The sequence below is a fragment of the Bosea sp. RAC05 genome (genome assembly GCF_001713455.1).
In the GTDB taxonomy this organism is placed as follows: domain Bacteria; phylum Pseudomonadota; class Alphaproteobacteria; order Rhizobiales; family Beijerinckiaceae; genus Allobosea.
Window position 1 is genome coordinate 394,213 of record NZ_CP016464.1, and the last position, 12,910, is coordinate 407,122.

The 12,910-nt window shown below is 67.2% G+C and carries 11 protein-coding genes; 7 read left to right on the top strand and 4 right to left on the bottom strand.

Annotated elements, in window-relative coordinates; genetic code table 11:
- Positions 1–70 precede the first annotated feature (70 nt).
- The 4 genes from BSY19_RS05370 to BSY19_RS05385 are packed head-to-tail and all read right to left on the bottom strand — an operon-like array spanning position 71 to position 5,234.
- The gene (locus tag BSY19_RS05370) at positions 71–694 is read right to left on the bottom strand and encodes a sarcosine oxidase subunit gamma (RefSeq protein ID WP_069053242.1); all 624 of its coding nucleotides are present in this window, start codon (positions 692–694) and stop codon (positions 71–73) included.
- Entirely contained in the window at positions 687–3,692 is a 3,006-nt protein-coding gene (locus tag BSY19_RS05375; protein WP_069053243.1) for a sarcosine oxidase subunit alpha family protein, read from the bottom strand. Before BSY19_RS05375 ends, BSY19_RS05370 begins: the two co-directional genes overlap by 8 nt.
- Positions 3,689–3,964, bottom strand: a complete 276-nt coding sequence (locus tag BSY19_RS05380) for a sarcosine oxidase subunit delta (RefSeq protein ID WP_069053244.1) — start codon at positions 3,962–3,964, stop codon at positions 3,689–3,691. The genes BSY19_RS05375 and BSY19_RS05380 overlap by 4 nt, the downstream gene beginning before the upstream one ends.
- A gap of 19 nt (positions 3,965–3,983) precedes the next feature.
- On the bottom strand, positions 3,984–5,234 hold the full coding sequence (locus tag BSY19_RS05385) for a sarcosine oxidase subunit beta family protein (protein WP_069053245.1): 1,251 nt from the start codon (positions 5,232–5,234) through the stop codon (positions 3,984–3,986).
- Positions 5,235–5,364: 130 nt separating this feature from the next.
- Between BSY19_RS05385 and BSY19_RS05390 the strand changes: the two genes are divergently transcribed.
- The 7 genes from BSY19_RS05390 (at position 5,365) to BSY19_RS05420 (ending at position 12,637) form a co-directional block, all read left to right on the top strand.
- Positions 5,365–6,342 carry a GlxA family transcriptional regulator gene (locus BSY19_RS05390; RefSeq protein ID WP_371126602.1) on the top strand — a complete coding sequence of 326 codons (978 nt, stop codon included), beginning with the start codon at positions 5,365–5,367 and terminating at the stop codon, positions 6,340–6,342.
- A gap of 86 nt (positions 6,343–6,428) precedes the next feature.
- Positions 6,429–7,250 (top strand): transporter substrate-binding domain-containing protein, encoded by an 822-nt coding sequence (locus BSY19_RS05395; RefSeq protein WP_069053247.1) that lies wholly within the window; start codon positions 6,429–6,431, stop codon positions 7,248–7,250.
- Between the two features lie 123 nt (positions 7,251–7,373).
- Positions 7,374–8,114 (top strand): amino acid ABC transporter permease, encoded by a 741-nt coding sequence (locus tag BSY19_RS05400; protein ID WP_069053248.1) that lies wholly within the window; start codon positions 7,374–7,376, stop codon positions 8,112–8,114.
- Positions 8,111–8,965 (top strand): amino acid ABC transporter permease, encoded by an 855-nt coding sequence (locus BSY19_RS05405; protein WP_069053249.1) that lies wholly within the window; start codon positions 8,111–8,113, stop codon positions 8,963–8,965. The genes BSY19_RS05400 and BSY19_RS05405 overlap by 4 nt, the downstream gene beginning before the upstream one ends.
- A 5-nt stretch (positions 8,966–8,970) precedes the next feature.
- On the top strand, positions 8,971–9,723 hold the full coding sequence (locus BSY19_RS05410; protein ID WP_069053250.1) for an amino acid ABC transporter ATP-binding protein: 753 nt from the start codon (positions 8,971–8,973) through the stop codon (positions 9,721–9,723).
- Positions 9,724–9,827: 104 nt separating this feature from the next.
- Positions 9,828–11,450: an FAD-dependent oxidoreductase gene (locus BSY19_RS05415; RefSeq protein ID WP_069053251.1), complete on the top strand. Its 1,623-nt coding sequence runs from the start codon at positions 9,828–9,830 to the stop codon at positions 11,448–11,450.
- A 20-nt stretch (positions 11,451–11,470) separates the two neighbouring features.
- Positions 11,471–12,637 (top strand): NAD(P)/FAD-dependent oxidoreductase, encoded by a 1,167-nt coding sequence (locus tag BSY19_RS05420; RefSeq protein WP_069053252.1) that lies wholly within the window; start codon positions 11,471–11,473, stop codon positions 12,635–12,637.
- Positions 12,638–12,910 lie beyond the last annotated feature (273 nt).

A 12,910-nucleotide genomic window follows, 5' to 3' on the forward strand; every position in this document is an offset into this window, starting at 1 on the left:
GGCGCGGACCCCGAAGGCTGTGGTTCGGTCGGGCGCGAGGCTCAGACCAGCGGCGTGCGACGCGATGCGCTCAACCTCGGCCGGTCGTCTGGATCTGGCAGCCGAACTCGGCAGCCGAGGCAGAGAACCAGGACCAGAAGCTGCCTGCCATGCTGCGCGGGACCATGATCTCGAACACCGCTCCATCGGGGCCGTCTTCGATCCGCCAGAGTTGCACGCCGATATAGGCGATGCTGGACAGCGCTGTCATTCCCACCGGGAAGGTGGCGGGATGCAGGTCGAGCATGCAGCCCTTGGCCAGCGCCTTGCGGACCATCGCTCCTGACAAGCGCAGGACCGCGCGGCCGTGGCTTTGCTCGGCGACGGCGGAAAGGCCCGACAATGCCGCCAGGTCTTCCGTGAAGCGGGCATGGGAGGCGGCGACCAGCAGCCATTGGCGGGGGCCGGACCAGAGCAGGCTGTGCGTCTCCGACATCGCCGCGCTGGGCGTGCTAGGCAGGTCAAGTCCGAACCGGGCCTTGATGGCCTCGGCCAGCGCAGTCGTATCGTGCTCGCCGGTAATGAGGCTGGCTATGCCGAGGTTTTCGCGCGCGGTCACGGTCACTCCGTTCGCCGCCTCTGCGCCTAGATGCCCCTCCGCGAGGATGCCGTGCCAAGCGCTGGCGGGTCGCCATGTCGTCGCAAGCTCAGCCATGGAGGCGCGTCCCTTCCACATCGACGAAGCAGGCCGTGCAGATTTCGACCTCGATATCGCCGTCCCGCACCGGATCGACGGCGCGGATGCGCTCGCCGATGCGCTTCGGCCCGTTCCGAAGCAGGCCGAGTCCGATCCAGTGCCCGAGCACCGGCGAATACGCGACCGAGGTCATGTAGCCCTCGTCGTTCTCCATCGTCGCAGGCTTGCCGACACCGATGAAGTGCGCGCCGGCACGGAGGCGCTGGCTTGCGTCGACCGGCCTGAAGCCGATGAACATCGGTCGATCGGGCTCGACCAGCGCTGCGCGCTGGGCCATCAGGCGGCCCAGATAATCCTTCTTCGAGGACATCATCTTGCCGAGCCCGAGATCGCGCGCCGTGGTCTGGCCGCTCAGTTCGTTGCCGGCGACATGGCCCTTCTCGATCCGCATCACCCCGAGCGCCTCGGTGCCATAGGGCGTGATGCCATGGTCGGCGCCAGCCGCCATCAGGGCTTCCATCATGGCCACGCCATAACCGGCGGGAACGGCGAGTTCATAGGCGAGTTCGCCCGAAAACGAGATCCGGAACAGCCGTGCCGGAATTCCGCCACCGACGGTCACCGCCCGTGCCGCCAGATAGGGGAAGGCCTCGTTGCAGATGTCGTGCTCGGTATCGACGACGCCCTGCAGCACCGCCCGTGCCTTGGGCCCCGCGATCGCCGCCTGGGCCCACTGCTCGGAGACCGACACCAGGCGGACGTCGAGTTCGGGCCACAGCACCTGATGGCAGAATTCGAGATGCTGCATCACCTTGCCGGCATTGGCGGTGGTGGTGGTCATGAGGAAATGGGTCTCGGCCAGGCGCGAGGTCGTGCCGTCATCCATCACGAAGCCGTCTTCGCGCAGCATCAGCCCGTAGCGGGCTTTGCCGACCGGCAGGGCCCTGAAGCCGTTGCAGTAGACCCGCTCGAGGAAGTCGACGGCATCCGCACCCTGGATGTCGATCTTGCCGAGCGTGGAGACGTCGCAGATCCCCACCCCGTTGCGAACCGCAAGCACCTCGCGGTTGACGCTGGTCAGCCAGTCGGTCTCGCCGGGCCGGGGATAATACTGTGCCCGCATCCAGGCGCCGGCTTCAATGAAGACCGCACCCTGATTCTGCGACCAGGAATGGGTCGGACTCAGCCGGGTCGGCCGGAAGTCGCGGCCGCGATGGTGGCCGGCAAGCGCCCCGATCGCGACGGGCGTGTAGGGCGGGCGGAAAATCGTGGTGCCGGTCTGCGGGATCGTCTGGCCGGTCTGCTCGGCCATGATGGCGAGGCCGGCGATGTTCGACGTCTTGCCCTGGTCCGTCGCCATGCCCAGCGTGGTGTAGCGCTTGAGATGCTCGACGGGCTTGAAGCCTTCACGGGCGGCCAGTTCGATATCGGCATCGGTCACGTCGTTCTGGAAATCGACGAAGGCCTTGCCCGCGACAAGTCGGCCCCGGCCGCCCTTGACCCGCCACACGGGCGCGATCGCCAGTCCCTCCGGATCGGTGCTGGGAGACGCCGGCTCCGCGGCGCTGTCGAAGCCACTGTCGGCAGCGGCCTCGCGGCCCAATCTCATGCCGTCTGCCAGGGCATCGGCGAGCGAGAACCGCCCCGCCGCGCTGCCGGCGACACTCAGCCCGACGGGCATCGCGCCTGGCACGAAAGCGTGGATTGCGTCGTTCCACACCGGCCGTGTGTTCTGGTGGGAGGTCAGGTGCAGCGTCGGGTTCCAGCCGTTCGAGACGGCGAGCAGGTCGCAGGCGAGCTTGTGCTCGCGCTGGGAGGCATCACGGATCGCGATCTCGGTCAGCGCCCGCCCACCCGATGCGGCGCAGACGACGCTGCCGGCGAACACCCGGGCGCCGATTTGCGCGGCCAGCGCCATCAACCCGGCATCCAGCTCGGCGCGGGGATCGACGATCGCCGCGACGCGCGCGCCGGCGGCCGCCAGGTCGCGCGCCGTCGTCCAGCCATCGTCGCCTGCGGTGAAGACGACCGCCTCGCGCCCCGGCAGCACACCGTAGCGATTGAGATAGCTCCTCACGGCGCCGGCCAGCATGACGCCTGGCGTATCGTTGCCGGCAAAGACGATCGGCCGCTCGATTGCGCCCGCCGCCAGCACGGCGCGGCGCGCCGTGATGCGCCAGCTGCGCTGCCTTGGCTGATGCGGCGGTGGCACCGCCAAATGATCCGTGACGCGCTCGACCACGCCGTAGACGCCATGGTCGTAGACGCCGAAGACCGTGCTGCGCGGCATGATCGTGACGTCCGGCAGGCTCGCAAGCTCTGCCAGCGCGGCGCTCAGCCACTCCGTGGCGGACCGGCCGTCGATCTCGCGCCGCTCCGCCAGCAGCCGGCCGCCGAACTGGCTGTCCTCGTCGCAGATGATGACGCGGGCGCCACTGCGACCAGCCTCCAGGGCCGCAGCGATGCCCGCCGGCCCGCCGCCGATGACCAGGACATCGCAGAAGGCGAAGGCCTTTTCGTAATGGTCGGGATCTTCTAGCCCGGCGGCCCGGCCGAGACCGGCGGCGCGGCGGATCAGCGGCTCGTAGAGCTTCTCCCAGAAGGAGGCCGGCCACATGAAGGTCTTGTAGTAGAAACCCGCCTGAAGCGCCGGACCCAAGAGCGAATTCACCGAGAGCAGGTCGAAGGCGAGCGAGGGCCAGCGGTTCTGGCTGCTGGCTTCGAGACCCTCGAACAGCTCGGTGACGGTCGCGCGCGTGTTGGGTTCGCGCCGCGCGCCCGATCTCAGTTCGACCAGCGCGTTGGGCTCCTCGGGGCCAGCCGAGAGGATGCCGCGCGGACGGTGATATTTGAACGACCGGCCGACAAGCCTGACGCCGTTGGCCAGCAGCGCTGAGGCCAGCGTATCGCCCTCGAAGCCCTGATGGCTGCGGCCGTCGAAGTGGAACGAGAGAGGGCGGTTACGATCGATCAGGCCGCCCTGATCGCGGCGGAAGGGTTGGGTCGAGGCGCTCATGCGGGCGCTCCCGCTCTGGCTTGCGCCATCGTCTCGACGGCGGCGATGGCATGCGTGCGCGTGTCGCGCGTCACCACCAGCCAGGCATGGCAGCCGGCACCGTGATACCAGAGCTCGCGATGAGAGCCGGCAGGGTTGTCGCGCTGGTGGACATAATCGGCCATGGCGGACTCGGTCGCGTCCATCCCGTTGGGACGCTGCGGCGTGGCGTCGCCGAGATAGGAAAATTCCTGGACGTCGCGGGGGCCGCAATGGGGGCAGGCGATGCGCATGGGTCTGACTTTCGCCCCGTCAATGCAGGTTGGGCTGGGCGCCGGCGCCCTTTTCGTCGATCACGTGCCCGGTCGCGAAGCGGTCGAGCCGATAGGCGGTCGCGACCGCGTGGGGCGTGTCGCGGGCAATCAGATGCGCGAAGCAGAAGCCTGAGGCCGGCGTCGCCTTGAAGCCGCCATAGCACCAGCCGGCGTTCAGATAGAGCCCCTCGACGGGCGTGTGGTCGATGATCGGGGAGCCGTCCATCGACATGTCCATGACGCCGCCCCAGTGCCGCAGCATCCGCACCCGCCCGAGGCCCGGCCACAGCGCCATGGCCGATTCCATCACGTCCTCGATCACCGGCAGGTTGCCGCGCTGGGCGTAGGAGTTGTAGCCGTCGATATCGCCGCCGAAGACGAGCCCGCCCTTGTCGGACTGGCTGATGTAAAAGTGGCCCGCGCCATAGGTGACGACGGTGTCGATCACCGGCTTGAGGCCTTCCGAGACGAAGGCCTGCAGGACATGGCTTTCGATCGGCAGGCGCATCCCGGCCATGGCGGCCAGCCGCGATGAGTTGCCCGCGACGGCGAGCGCGACCTTCCCGGCGCGGATCGGGCCGCGTGTGGTCTCGACGCCCATGACACGGCCGTTTTCGATCGAGAGCCCCGTGACTTCGCAATTCTGGATGATGTCGACGCCGCGCCGGTCGGCGGCGCGCGCATAGCCCCAGGCGACGGCATCGTGGCGCACCGAGCCGCCGCGCTTCTGCAGGAGCCCGCCCTGGATTGGGAAGCGGCCATCGCCATAGTTGAGGAATGGAACCATGGCCCGGACCTGCTCGCGGTCGAGCAGTTCGGCATCGACGCCGGCCAGCCGCATCGCATTGCCGCGACGGGCGAAGGCGTCGCGCTGGGCATCGGAATGGTAGAGGTTCAGCACGCCGCGCTGGCTGACCATCGCGTTGTAATTGATGTCCTGCTCCAGCCCCTCCCAGAGCTTCAGGGACAATTCGTAGAAGGGTGTGTTGCCGGACAGCAGATAGTTCGAGCGGATGATCGTCGTGTTACGGCCGACATTGCCGGAGCCGATATAGCCCTTCTCGATCACCGCGACATTCGTGATGCCGTGCTGGCTGGCCAGGTAATACGCCGTCGCCAGCCCGTGACCGCCGCCGCCGATGACCAGGACGTCATAGGCGGGCTTGGGCGCGGCGTCGCGCCAGGCGGGCGTCCAGCCGCGATGGCCCTTCAGCGTCTGTGCGGCCAGGGAGAAGATGGAATAGCGCATCGGCGTTCCGTTTGCGTCCACGTCGTCGAGGGGAGCATCGCACGAGAGCGAGGTCGGTATGCGTGGTGACCCTTGTGTCGCGGAGATTGCCGGACATAGGTTCTTCAACATGACCGACAGCGACACCCGATTGACCGTGAACGACAGGGAGCGGCCGACCCATGTCGGCTTCCTGTTGATTCCGGATTTCGCGCTGCTGGCCTATGCTTCGGCGATCGAACCGTTGCGTGCCGCCAACCGGCTCTCGGGTCGTGACCTTTATCGGTGGAGCCACGTCTCGATCGACGGGCGCCCCGCGCCGGCTTCGAACGGCGTCAGCATTCAGGCCGATTATGGCCTTGAGGAGGGCCGCTTCGACTATGTCGTCGTCTGCGCTGGCGGCAATCCCGCGGCCTTCCAGCATGGACCGACCTTTTCCTGGCTGCGGCAACTGGCAAGGCGCGGTGTCCGGCTCGGTGGTGTCTCAGGCGGGCCTTACGTTCTGGCGCGTGCCAATGTGCTGTCTGGCTATCGCTTCACGATCCACTGGGAACATGCGCCGGCGTTTCTCGAGGATTATCCCGAACTCGACCTGCGTCGCTCGCTCTATGAGATTGACCGGGACCGTCTGACCTGCAGCGGCGGCACGGCGCCGCTCGACATGATGCACGCCGTCATTGCCCGCGAACACGGGAGCGAGCTGGCCCTGGCGGTGAGCGAATGGTTCCTGCAGACCCATGTGCGCGAGGGTGCCGGCCCCCAGCGCATGCCGTTGCGCGAGCGCCTCGGCATCAGCCACGGACCGCTCCTGCGCGTCGTCGGCCGCATGGAGCAGAGCCTGGAGAACCCGGTCGGCCGCGAGGAGCTGGCGCGCACGGCCGGCGTCTCGCTGCGACAGCTCGAGCGACTCTTCCGGCTGCATCTCGGCCGCTCGCTCGGCGAGCACTATCTCGGCTTGCGGCTCGACCGGGCGCGCGACCTGCTGCGTCAGACGACACTCTCGGTGCTGGAGATCGCTTTGGCCTGCGGCTTCGCCAGTGCCAGCCATTTTTCGCGCGCCTATCGTCAGCGCTTCGGCCACGCGCCGCGCACCGAACGCACGCCATCGGCCGACCCGGTTTGGCGCTGAACGTCAAGAAACCGTCGCTGTGCGACAATTCGTCTCCGGCCTGCGCGCGAACCTTAAGGGATCAACGAAACGGGGAACAAACAGCCATGAAACGCCTGCTTGCTATCGCACTGGCCTGTGCAGCCGGCCTCTCCGCTCTGCCCGCTTTCGCCCAGGACACCATCGCCAAGGTCAAGGAGAAGGGCGTCCTCACCGTCGGCGTGAAGAACGACTACAAGCCCTGGGGCTTTCTCGAGCCGTCCGGCAAGATCGTCGGGCTGGAGATCGACCTGGCGCAGGCCGTCGCCGACAAGCTCGGCGTGAAGCTCGAAATGCTGCCCGTCATTGCCGCCAACCGCATGGAATTCCTCAAGCAGGGCCGCATCGACATGGTGCTGGCGACGATGGGCGACACGGCGGAGCGCCGCAAGATCGTCGGCATGGTCGAGCCCAACTACTACGCGGGCGCGACCAATGTGATGGCACCCAAGAGCGCCGGTCTGAAGTCCTGGAACGATCTGAAGGGCCGCAAGGTCTGCGCCGTGCAGGGCGCCTATTACAATCGCCGCGTCACGCAGATGTATGCGCCCGAAATGGTCGTGTTCCCGTCGGTCCCCGACGCGCTGAACGCGCTCGCCGGCAACAACTGCGTCGCCTTCCTGTTCGACGACACGCTGATCGTCTCGACGCTGTCGGGCGGGGACCCGAAATGGGCCAATTACGAAATGCCGCTGGTGTCCGAGGACCCGCAGCTCTGGGCCATCGGCATCCGGCTGGAGGACATGGACGGCCCCTTCGGCAAGCTTCTCAAGGAGATGTCGACCGATTGGCACAAGAGCGGCAAGCTGCTCGAACTCGAGACCAAATGGGGCATCAAGCAGAGCCCTTACCTGATCGAGACCAACAAGAAGCTGAAGTCAGCGTCGTAGTTTTCACGTCATTCTCGGACGCAGCGCAGCGGTGATCCGAGAATCTGAGGACGAAAAGGCGCTGGTTTACGAGATGGTCGGGTCAATCCCGACCATGACGGCTCGTCTTCAGGATTCCTCACGATGATCGCGGCCTATTTCGAGCGCCTGAACGAGACGCAGGGACTGAACTTCTCGGTCTTCTACGATGCCCTCGACCGGGGACGGTTCCTGACGGGGCTGTGGACGACGAGCTATATCTGCGTCGTCGCGATCGCCGCCTCGCTGGCGCTGGGTCTGCTCGGCGTCTGGCTGGCCGGCAGCAAGTCGCGCATCGCTCGGTTCGTGGTGCGGGGCTATGTCCAGTTCTTCCGCAACACGCCGCCTCTGGTGCAGCTGTCCTTCTTCTATTTCGCTGTGGCGACGCTGTTGCCGACCGTCTCGGACGGCTTCGGCGGGCGCTCGCCGCTGGTGTCGGGCACCGGCTGGGCGATCATCGCCTTCTCGCTGTTTGCCGGGGCTTTCAATGTCGAGATCTTTCGCGCCGGCATCGAGGCCGTGCCGTCGACGACGGTCGAGGCCGCCGAGTCGCTCGGCTACACCCGTCTTCAGCTCTATGTCCACGTCGTGATGCCGCTGGCCTTTCGCATCTGCCTGCCAGCGCTCAACAACAACCTGATCAATCTGGTGAAGACGACGACGCTCGCCTACGCCATCGGCGTGCCGGAACTGCTCTATGCGGCCTCGCAGATCTGGTCCGAGAGCTTCAACGTCCGCGAGATGATGAACGTGCTCCTCGTCACCTATGTGCTGCTGGTGGCGATCCTCGTCTTCGTGATGGGGCGCTGGGAGAAGGCGATGCGCATCCCGGGCTACTCGACATGAGAGCGTCCTCGACCGATCTGCCGGTGCTGCTGCCTTATCGAGCCCCGCCCGACATCGCCCCGTCGGGGCTCGCCGCACCCATCCTCCTCGGCGGGGCGACCCTGGCCTGCTTCGCCATCCTGTTCGCGGCTTCGCTCGCTTTGGCGCAGGTGACGGCCCGCCCCATCGGCGAAAGCGCGACGACGGTGCTGTTGCGCTGGGCTCCGCTGATCTTCCAGGGCTTCCTGTTCAATATCCTGATCAGCTTTCTCTCGATGGCGTTGGGCACGGTGGTCGGTGTCCTCGTCGGCATCGCGCAGGTTTCGGTCGTCGCGCCTGTCCGCGGCACCGCCTGGGGCCTGACCCAGTTCTTCCGCAACGCGCCCTGGCTGGTGCTGCTGTTCTACGCGATGTTCCTGCTGCCCTTCGAGTTCAGGGTCCTGGGCGTCACCATCGCGTTCCCCGCCTGGGTCAAGGCCATCATCGGCCTGGCGCTCCCGGTCGCGGCCAATGTGTCGGAGATCGTGCGCGGCGGGATCCGCTCGATCCCGTCGGGCCAGTGGGAATCGGCGGAATCGCTGGCGTTCAACCGCCGCCAGACCATGTGGATGATCATCCTCCCGCAGGCCTTCAAGCGGATGATCCCGCCCTGGATGAACCTCTACGCCATCCTGACAATGGCCACGACGCTGATCTCGGTCGTCGGCATCCAGGACGGCCTCACGATCACGCGCGCTGCGCTCGTCGCCGAGAGCCGGCCGGAGCTGATGATCCCGATGTATCTCCTGCTGCTGCTGATGTTCTTCGCCTATTGCTATCCGATCGCGCGGGCGACGCTGTCCCTCGAGCGCCGCTTCAACGTGAAGGCCTAAAGACCATGGCAAGCCGGCATCAACTGGGCGAGCCCGTCGTCGTCGTCACGGGCGTGGAGAAAGCGTTTGGTGCGCTGAAGGTGCTGAAGGACGTCGCCTTGACGGTGCGGCGCGGCGAGACGGTCTGCATCATCGGCCCTTCCGGTTCGGGCAAATCGACTCTTCTGCGTTGCATCAACGCGCTGGTGCCGATCAGCCGGGGCTCGATCACCGTCGCGGGCCGGGAGGTCCACGACCCGGCCCTCGACAAGCTCGCGCTGCGGCGCGACGTCGGCATCGTCTTCCAGCAATACAATCTCTTCCCGCACAAGACCGCGCTGCAGAACGTCATGATGGCGCCGGTGCACGTGCTGAAGCAGGACAAGGCCGAGGTCGAGGCGCGGGCGCGCATGCTTCTCGCCAAGGTCGGCCTGTCGGACAAGCTCGCGACCTATCCAGGCGAATTGTCCGGCGGACAGCAGCAGCGCGTCGCCATCGCCCGTTCGCTCGCGATGAACCCGAAGGTCATGCTCTTCGACGAGGTCACCGCCGCTCTCGATCCCGAGACGAAGAAGGAGGTGCTGGTGACCATTCAGGAGCTCGCCGCGGAAGGCATGACCTGCATCCTCGTCACCCATGAGATGGGCTTTGCCCGCGAGGTCGCCGACCATGTCTATTTCACCGATGGCGGAGTGATCGTCGAGCACGGCCCCCCCGGCGATCTCTTCGCCACCCCCCGGGAGGAGCGGACCCGGGCTTTTCTCGACAAGGTTCTCTGACGAGCCGGTGCGTGTCGCAGATCGGCATGAGGCCGTCGCTGATCGGCAAATGACACGCGCCACGACTGGGAACACTGCGTCACCCTGGAGCAGCGAAAGACGCCATGGCAGCCCATGATCCGAAATCCGTCGCCGGCAAGGATCTTCCCGTTGCGGAGCGCACCCAGCTTCTGGTGATCGGGGCCGGGCCGGCGGGGCTTGCTGCGGCGATCGAAGCGGCCGAGCGTGGCCTGTCGGTCGTCCTCGTCGATGAAAATCCGGTATCCTTCACGACGATGGGCGACGAGGTGCCGCTGCATTTCGGCCAGGCCATGTCGGCACAGGCGCGCAATCGCAACGCCATGATGGAAGCCTTCATCGCCTCCGAACCGCTGATCGAAGCGGCGTTCGAGGCTGGCGTCGATCTCAGGCTCGGCACGGCCTGCTGGGGCCTCTACAGCAATGGTCCGAGCCTGGGCTGGTTGCCGGGGACGGTAGCGGGCCTGAACGACGATGAGCGCTGCTGGATGCTGGCAGCGCAACAGGTGATCGTCGCCACCGGCCGCCGCGACATGGGCCTCGCCTTTCCGGGATGGGAGAAGCCCGGCGTTTTCGGCGCCACGGCAGCCCTGGCGCTGGCCGGCCGCTATGGCGCTCTGGAGCCGCGCCGGATCGTCATGCTCGGCTCCTCGACCGAGGCGCTGGTGACGGCGCTTGCGCTGCGTGATGCGGGTGTCGTCGTCGCGGCGATCGTCGAGCAGGCGGACGAGATCATCGGCTCCCCGGAGCTCGCCGGGCGTTTGAAAGCCGGCGGCACGCAGCTGCTGACACGCCATGTCGTCCGCGAGGCCACGGGGCGCGATCATGTCGAGGCGGCGTTGGTCAGCACGGTCGATACCGAGGGTCGGGCGTTTGGACCCGAACGCGGCCTCGCCTGCGACGGCATCGTGCTCGCGGTGGGCGCCACGCCCGTCGTCGACCTTCTCGATGCACTCGGGTGCCGGATTGCCTTCCAGCCCGAGCGCGGCGGTTATGCTCCGCTCGTCGACGGGGATCAGCGCACGAGTCTGCACAACGTCTTCGCCGTCGGCGACGCCGCCGGCCTCTGGTCCGACAAGACGCGCGATCGCAGCATCGCCGAAGCTGAAGGTCGCTGCGCCGCCGCCGCCATCGCCCGGGATTGCGGTGTCGACGATGGCCGCGCTGTGGCCGCAGCGGCGCCCCCTGGAGCGCCGGAATGTGACATCTCCGCCTACCGGCTCGCCTGGGTGCGCGCCAGCGTCGTCGAGGCGCGCGCGGCGGTCCATGTCTGCCAATGCGAGGAGGTCACGGCGCGCGAGATCCTCGAAGTGCGTCCGCCCCGTTATCTCGGCTGGCAGGACGAGCGCCGCAACGACCGGTCGCTGTCTGCCCTGCTTGGCGACGGGCCGCCCAACCCCGATCAGGTCAAGCGGTTGACGCGGGCCGGCATGGGGCCCTGCCAGGGGCGCCGTTGCCGCGAGCAGGTCTCGGCTCTGCTGGCCCTGGGCGCGGCCGTGCCGCTCTCCTCGATCCCGCTGGCGAGTTACCGGGCCCCTGTTCGACCCCTGCCGCTCTCGGTCGCCGGCCAGATTCCCGAAGCGCCGGAGCAGGCCGAGCACTGGGACACCTGGTTCGGAATGCACTCGCAATGGCGCCCGTTCTGGGAGGTGCCGGCGCTCTATACGGTGGCGGGCAACGACGCCGCTGGTCCCGTCGCGAGCGAGTGAGGCAGGCCGTGAAGCAAGTCATGGAACAACCCAGCGGAGCCTCGGTCGTCATCGTCGGCGGCGGCGTCACCGGGCTGTCGGCCGGTTGGTGGCTGGCGCGCGAGGGCGTCGATGTTCTTGTCATCGACAAAGGCATGATCGGCTGGGAGGCGTCGGGCCGCAATGGCGGCGGTTGTTCCCATCACCATTCGCCTCTGTTTCTCGAGGAGCAGCGGCTCTGGCCACAGATGGACGAACTGCTCGGCTACCCGACCGAATTCAGCGGCGGCCGGATCCGGCTGGCAGCAACCGAGCTACAAATGGCGCTCTATGGCCGGGCATTGCGCAATGCCGAGCGCCAGGGCTTCCAGTCCGACGTGCTCGACGTCAAGCAGATCAAGGAGCTGGTGCCGCTGGCCGGCGACACCATGATCGGGGGCTATTTCTACCGTTTCGGCGGACACGCCAATCCGCACCGGACGCTCCAGGCCTATGCCTGGGCGCTGCAGGACCATGGCGGCCGCGTGATGCAGCATTGCGCCGTCTCGGGCTTTCGGACGCAAGGAGGCCGCGTCACCGGCGTCGAGACGCAGCGTGGGTTTATCGCCTGCGACCATCTCGTGCTCGCCGCCGGGCCCCAGACGGGTGTTCTCTCAGGCTTGCTCGGGCAAGAGGTGCCGGTCGCCTCCGCACGCTGCGAGATGATCGTCACCGAGCCGCTTCCGCTGATGCCCTATGGCGGCGTCGACGGGAACGGGCTCTATGGCCGCCAGACGCTGCGCGGTAACCTCGCCTATGGCGGCGGGCCGCATGAGTGGCTCGAGATCGAGGGCAACGCTACGCCGGCCAAGCCGACGAGCCCCCTCATGGGCCCGATGGCAAGGCGGCTTGCGGAGCTGTTTCCGAAGGCGGCGCATGCGCGCGTCATTCGCTCCTGGGCCGGCGTCATCGAGAACACGCCCGACGGCCGCCCGGTGATCGACCGGCTCGATACGCAGGCAAACGTCGTCGTCGCGACGCTCTCCAGCGTCGGCTTCGGCCTCTCGCCGGCGAGCGGCCGAGCCATCCGCGACCTCGTCGTCGACGGCGCGTGCAGCTTCGCCGACATCTCGTCGTTCAGGCTGGCGCGCTTTGCCGAGCTTGAACCGGACTGGCGCGAGTTGCAGGGTTGGCAGGCGCTTGCGGTGCAAGAGGCAACCGCAGCCTAGGCGAGACATCATGGTCGGCCATGAGCCGGCCCTCGCCTTCAGGGATGCTCGGGTCTGCGCTGCGCCCGAGAACGACGCAAATCGCGACAGCGCGTTGGTGACGTCCGAGCGCGGCCGCGACGAGCAGGCGAGAGGTAACCCTGCGCCTCTTCGTCCGCCGCAATCCCGCCCTCGTGGCCTATCGCGACAGTCCAGAGATCAGGCTGACGCAGCAGGGGCCGTCTCCGACGATCACCCCCCAGTTCTTCGGATAGAGCACAGGTCGTTGCGGCC

What these genes read in the sequence shown, in the direction of transcription:
- BSY19_RS05370 (WP_069053242.1), bottom strand. Translation starts at nt 694, where the DNA reads ATGGCTGAGCTTGCGACGACATGGCGACCCGCCAGCGCTTGGCACGGC.
- BSY19_RS05375 (WP_069053243.1), bottom strand. Translation starts at nt 3,692, where the DNA reads ATGAGCGCCTCGACCCAACCCTTCCGCCGCGATCAGGGCGGCCTGATC.
- BSY19_RS05380 (WP_069053244.1), bottom strand. Translation starts at nt 3,964, where the DNA reads ATGCGCATCGCCTGCCCCCATTGCGGCCCCCGCGACGTCCAGGAATTT.
- BSY19_RS05385 (WP_069053245.1), bottom strand. Translation starts at nt 5,234, where the DNA reads ATGCGCTATTCCATCTTCTCCCTGGCCGCACAGACGCTGAAGGGCCAT.
- BSY19_RS05395 (WP_069053247.1), top strand. Translation starts at nt 6,429, where the DNA reads ATGAAACGCCTGCTTGCTATCGCACTGGCCTGTGCAGCCGGCCTCTCC.
- BSY19_RS05400 (WP_069053248.1), top strand. Translation starts at nt 7,374, where the DNA reads ATGATCGCGGCCTATTTCGAGCGCCTGAACGAGACGCAGGGACTGAAC.
- BSY19_RS05405 (WP_069053249.1), top strand. Translation starts at nt 8,111, where the DNA reads ATGAGAGCGTCCTCGACCGATCTGCCGGTGCTGCTGCCTTATCGAGCC.
- BSY19_RS05410 (WP_069053250.1), top strand. Translation starts at nt 8,971, where the DNA reads ATGGCAAGCCGGCATCAACTGGGCGAGCCCGTCGTCGTCGTCACGGGC.
- BSY19_RS05415 (WP_069053251.1), top strand. Translation starts at nt 9,828, where the DNA reads ATGGCAGCCCATGATCCGAAATCCGTCGCCGGCAAGGATCTTCCCGTT.
- BSY19_RS05420 (WP_069053252.1), top strand. Translation starts at nt 11,471, where the DNA reads ATGGAACAACCCAGCGGAGCCTCGGTCGTCATCGTCGGCGGCGGCGTC.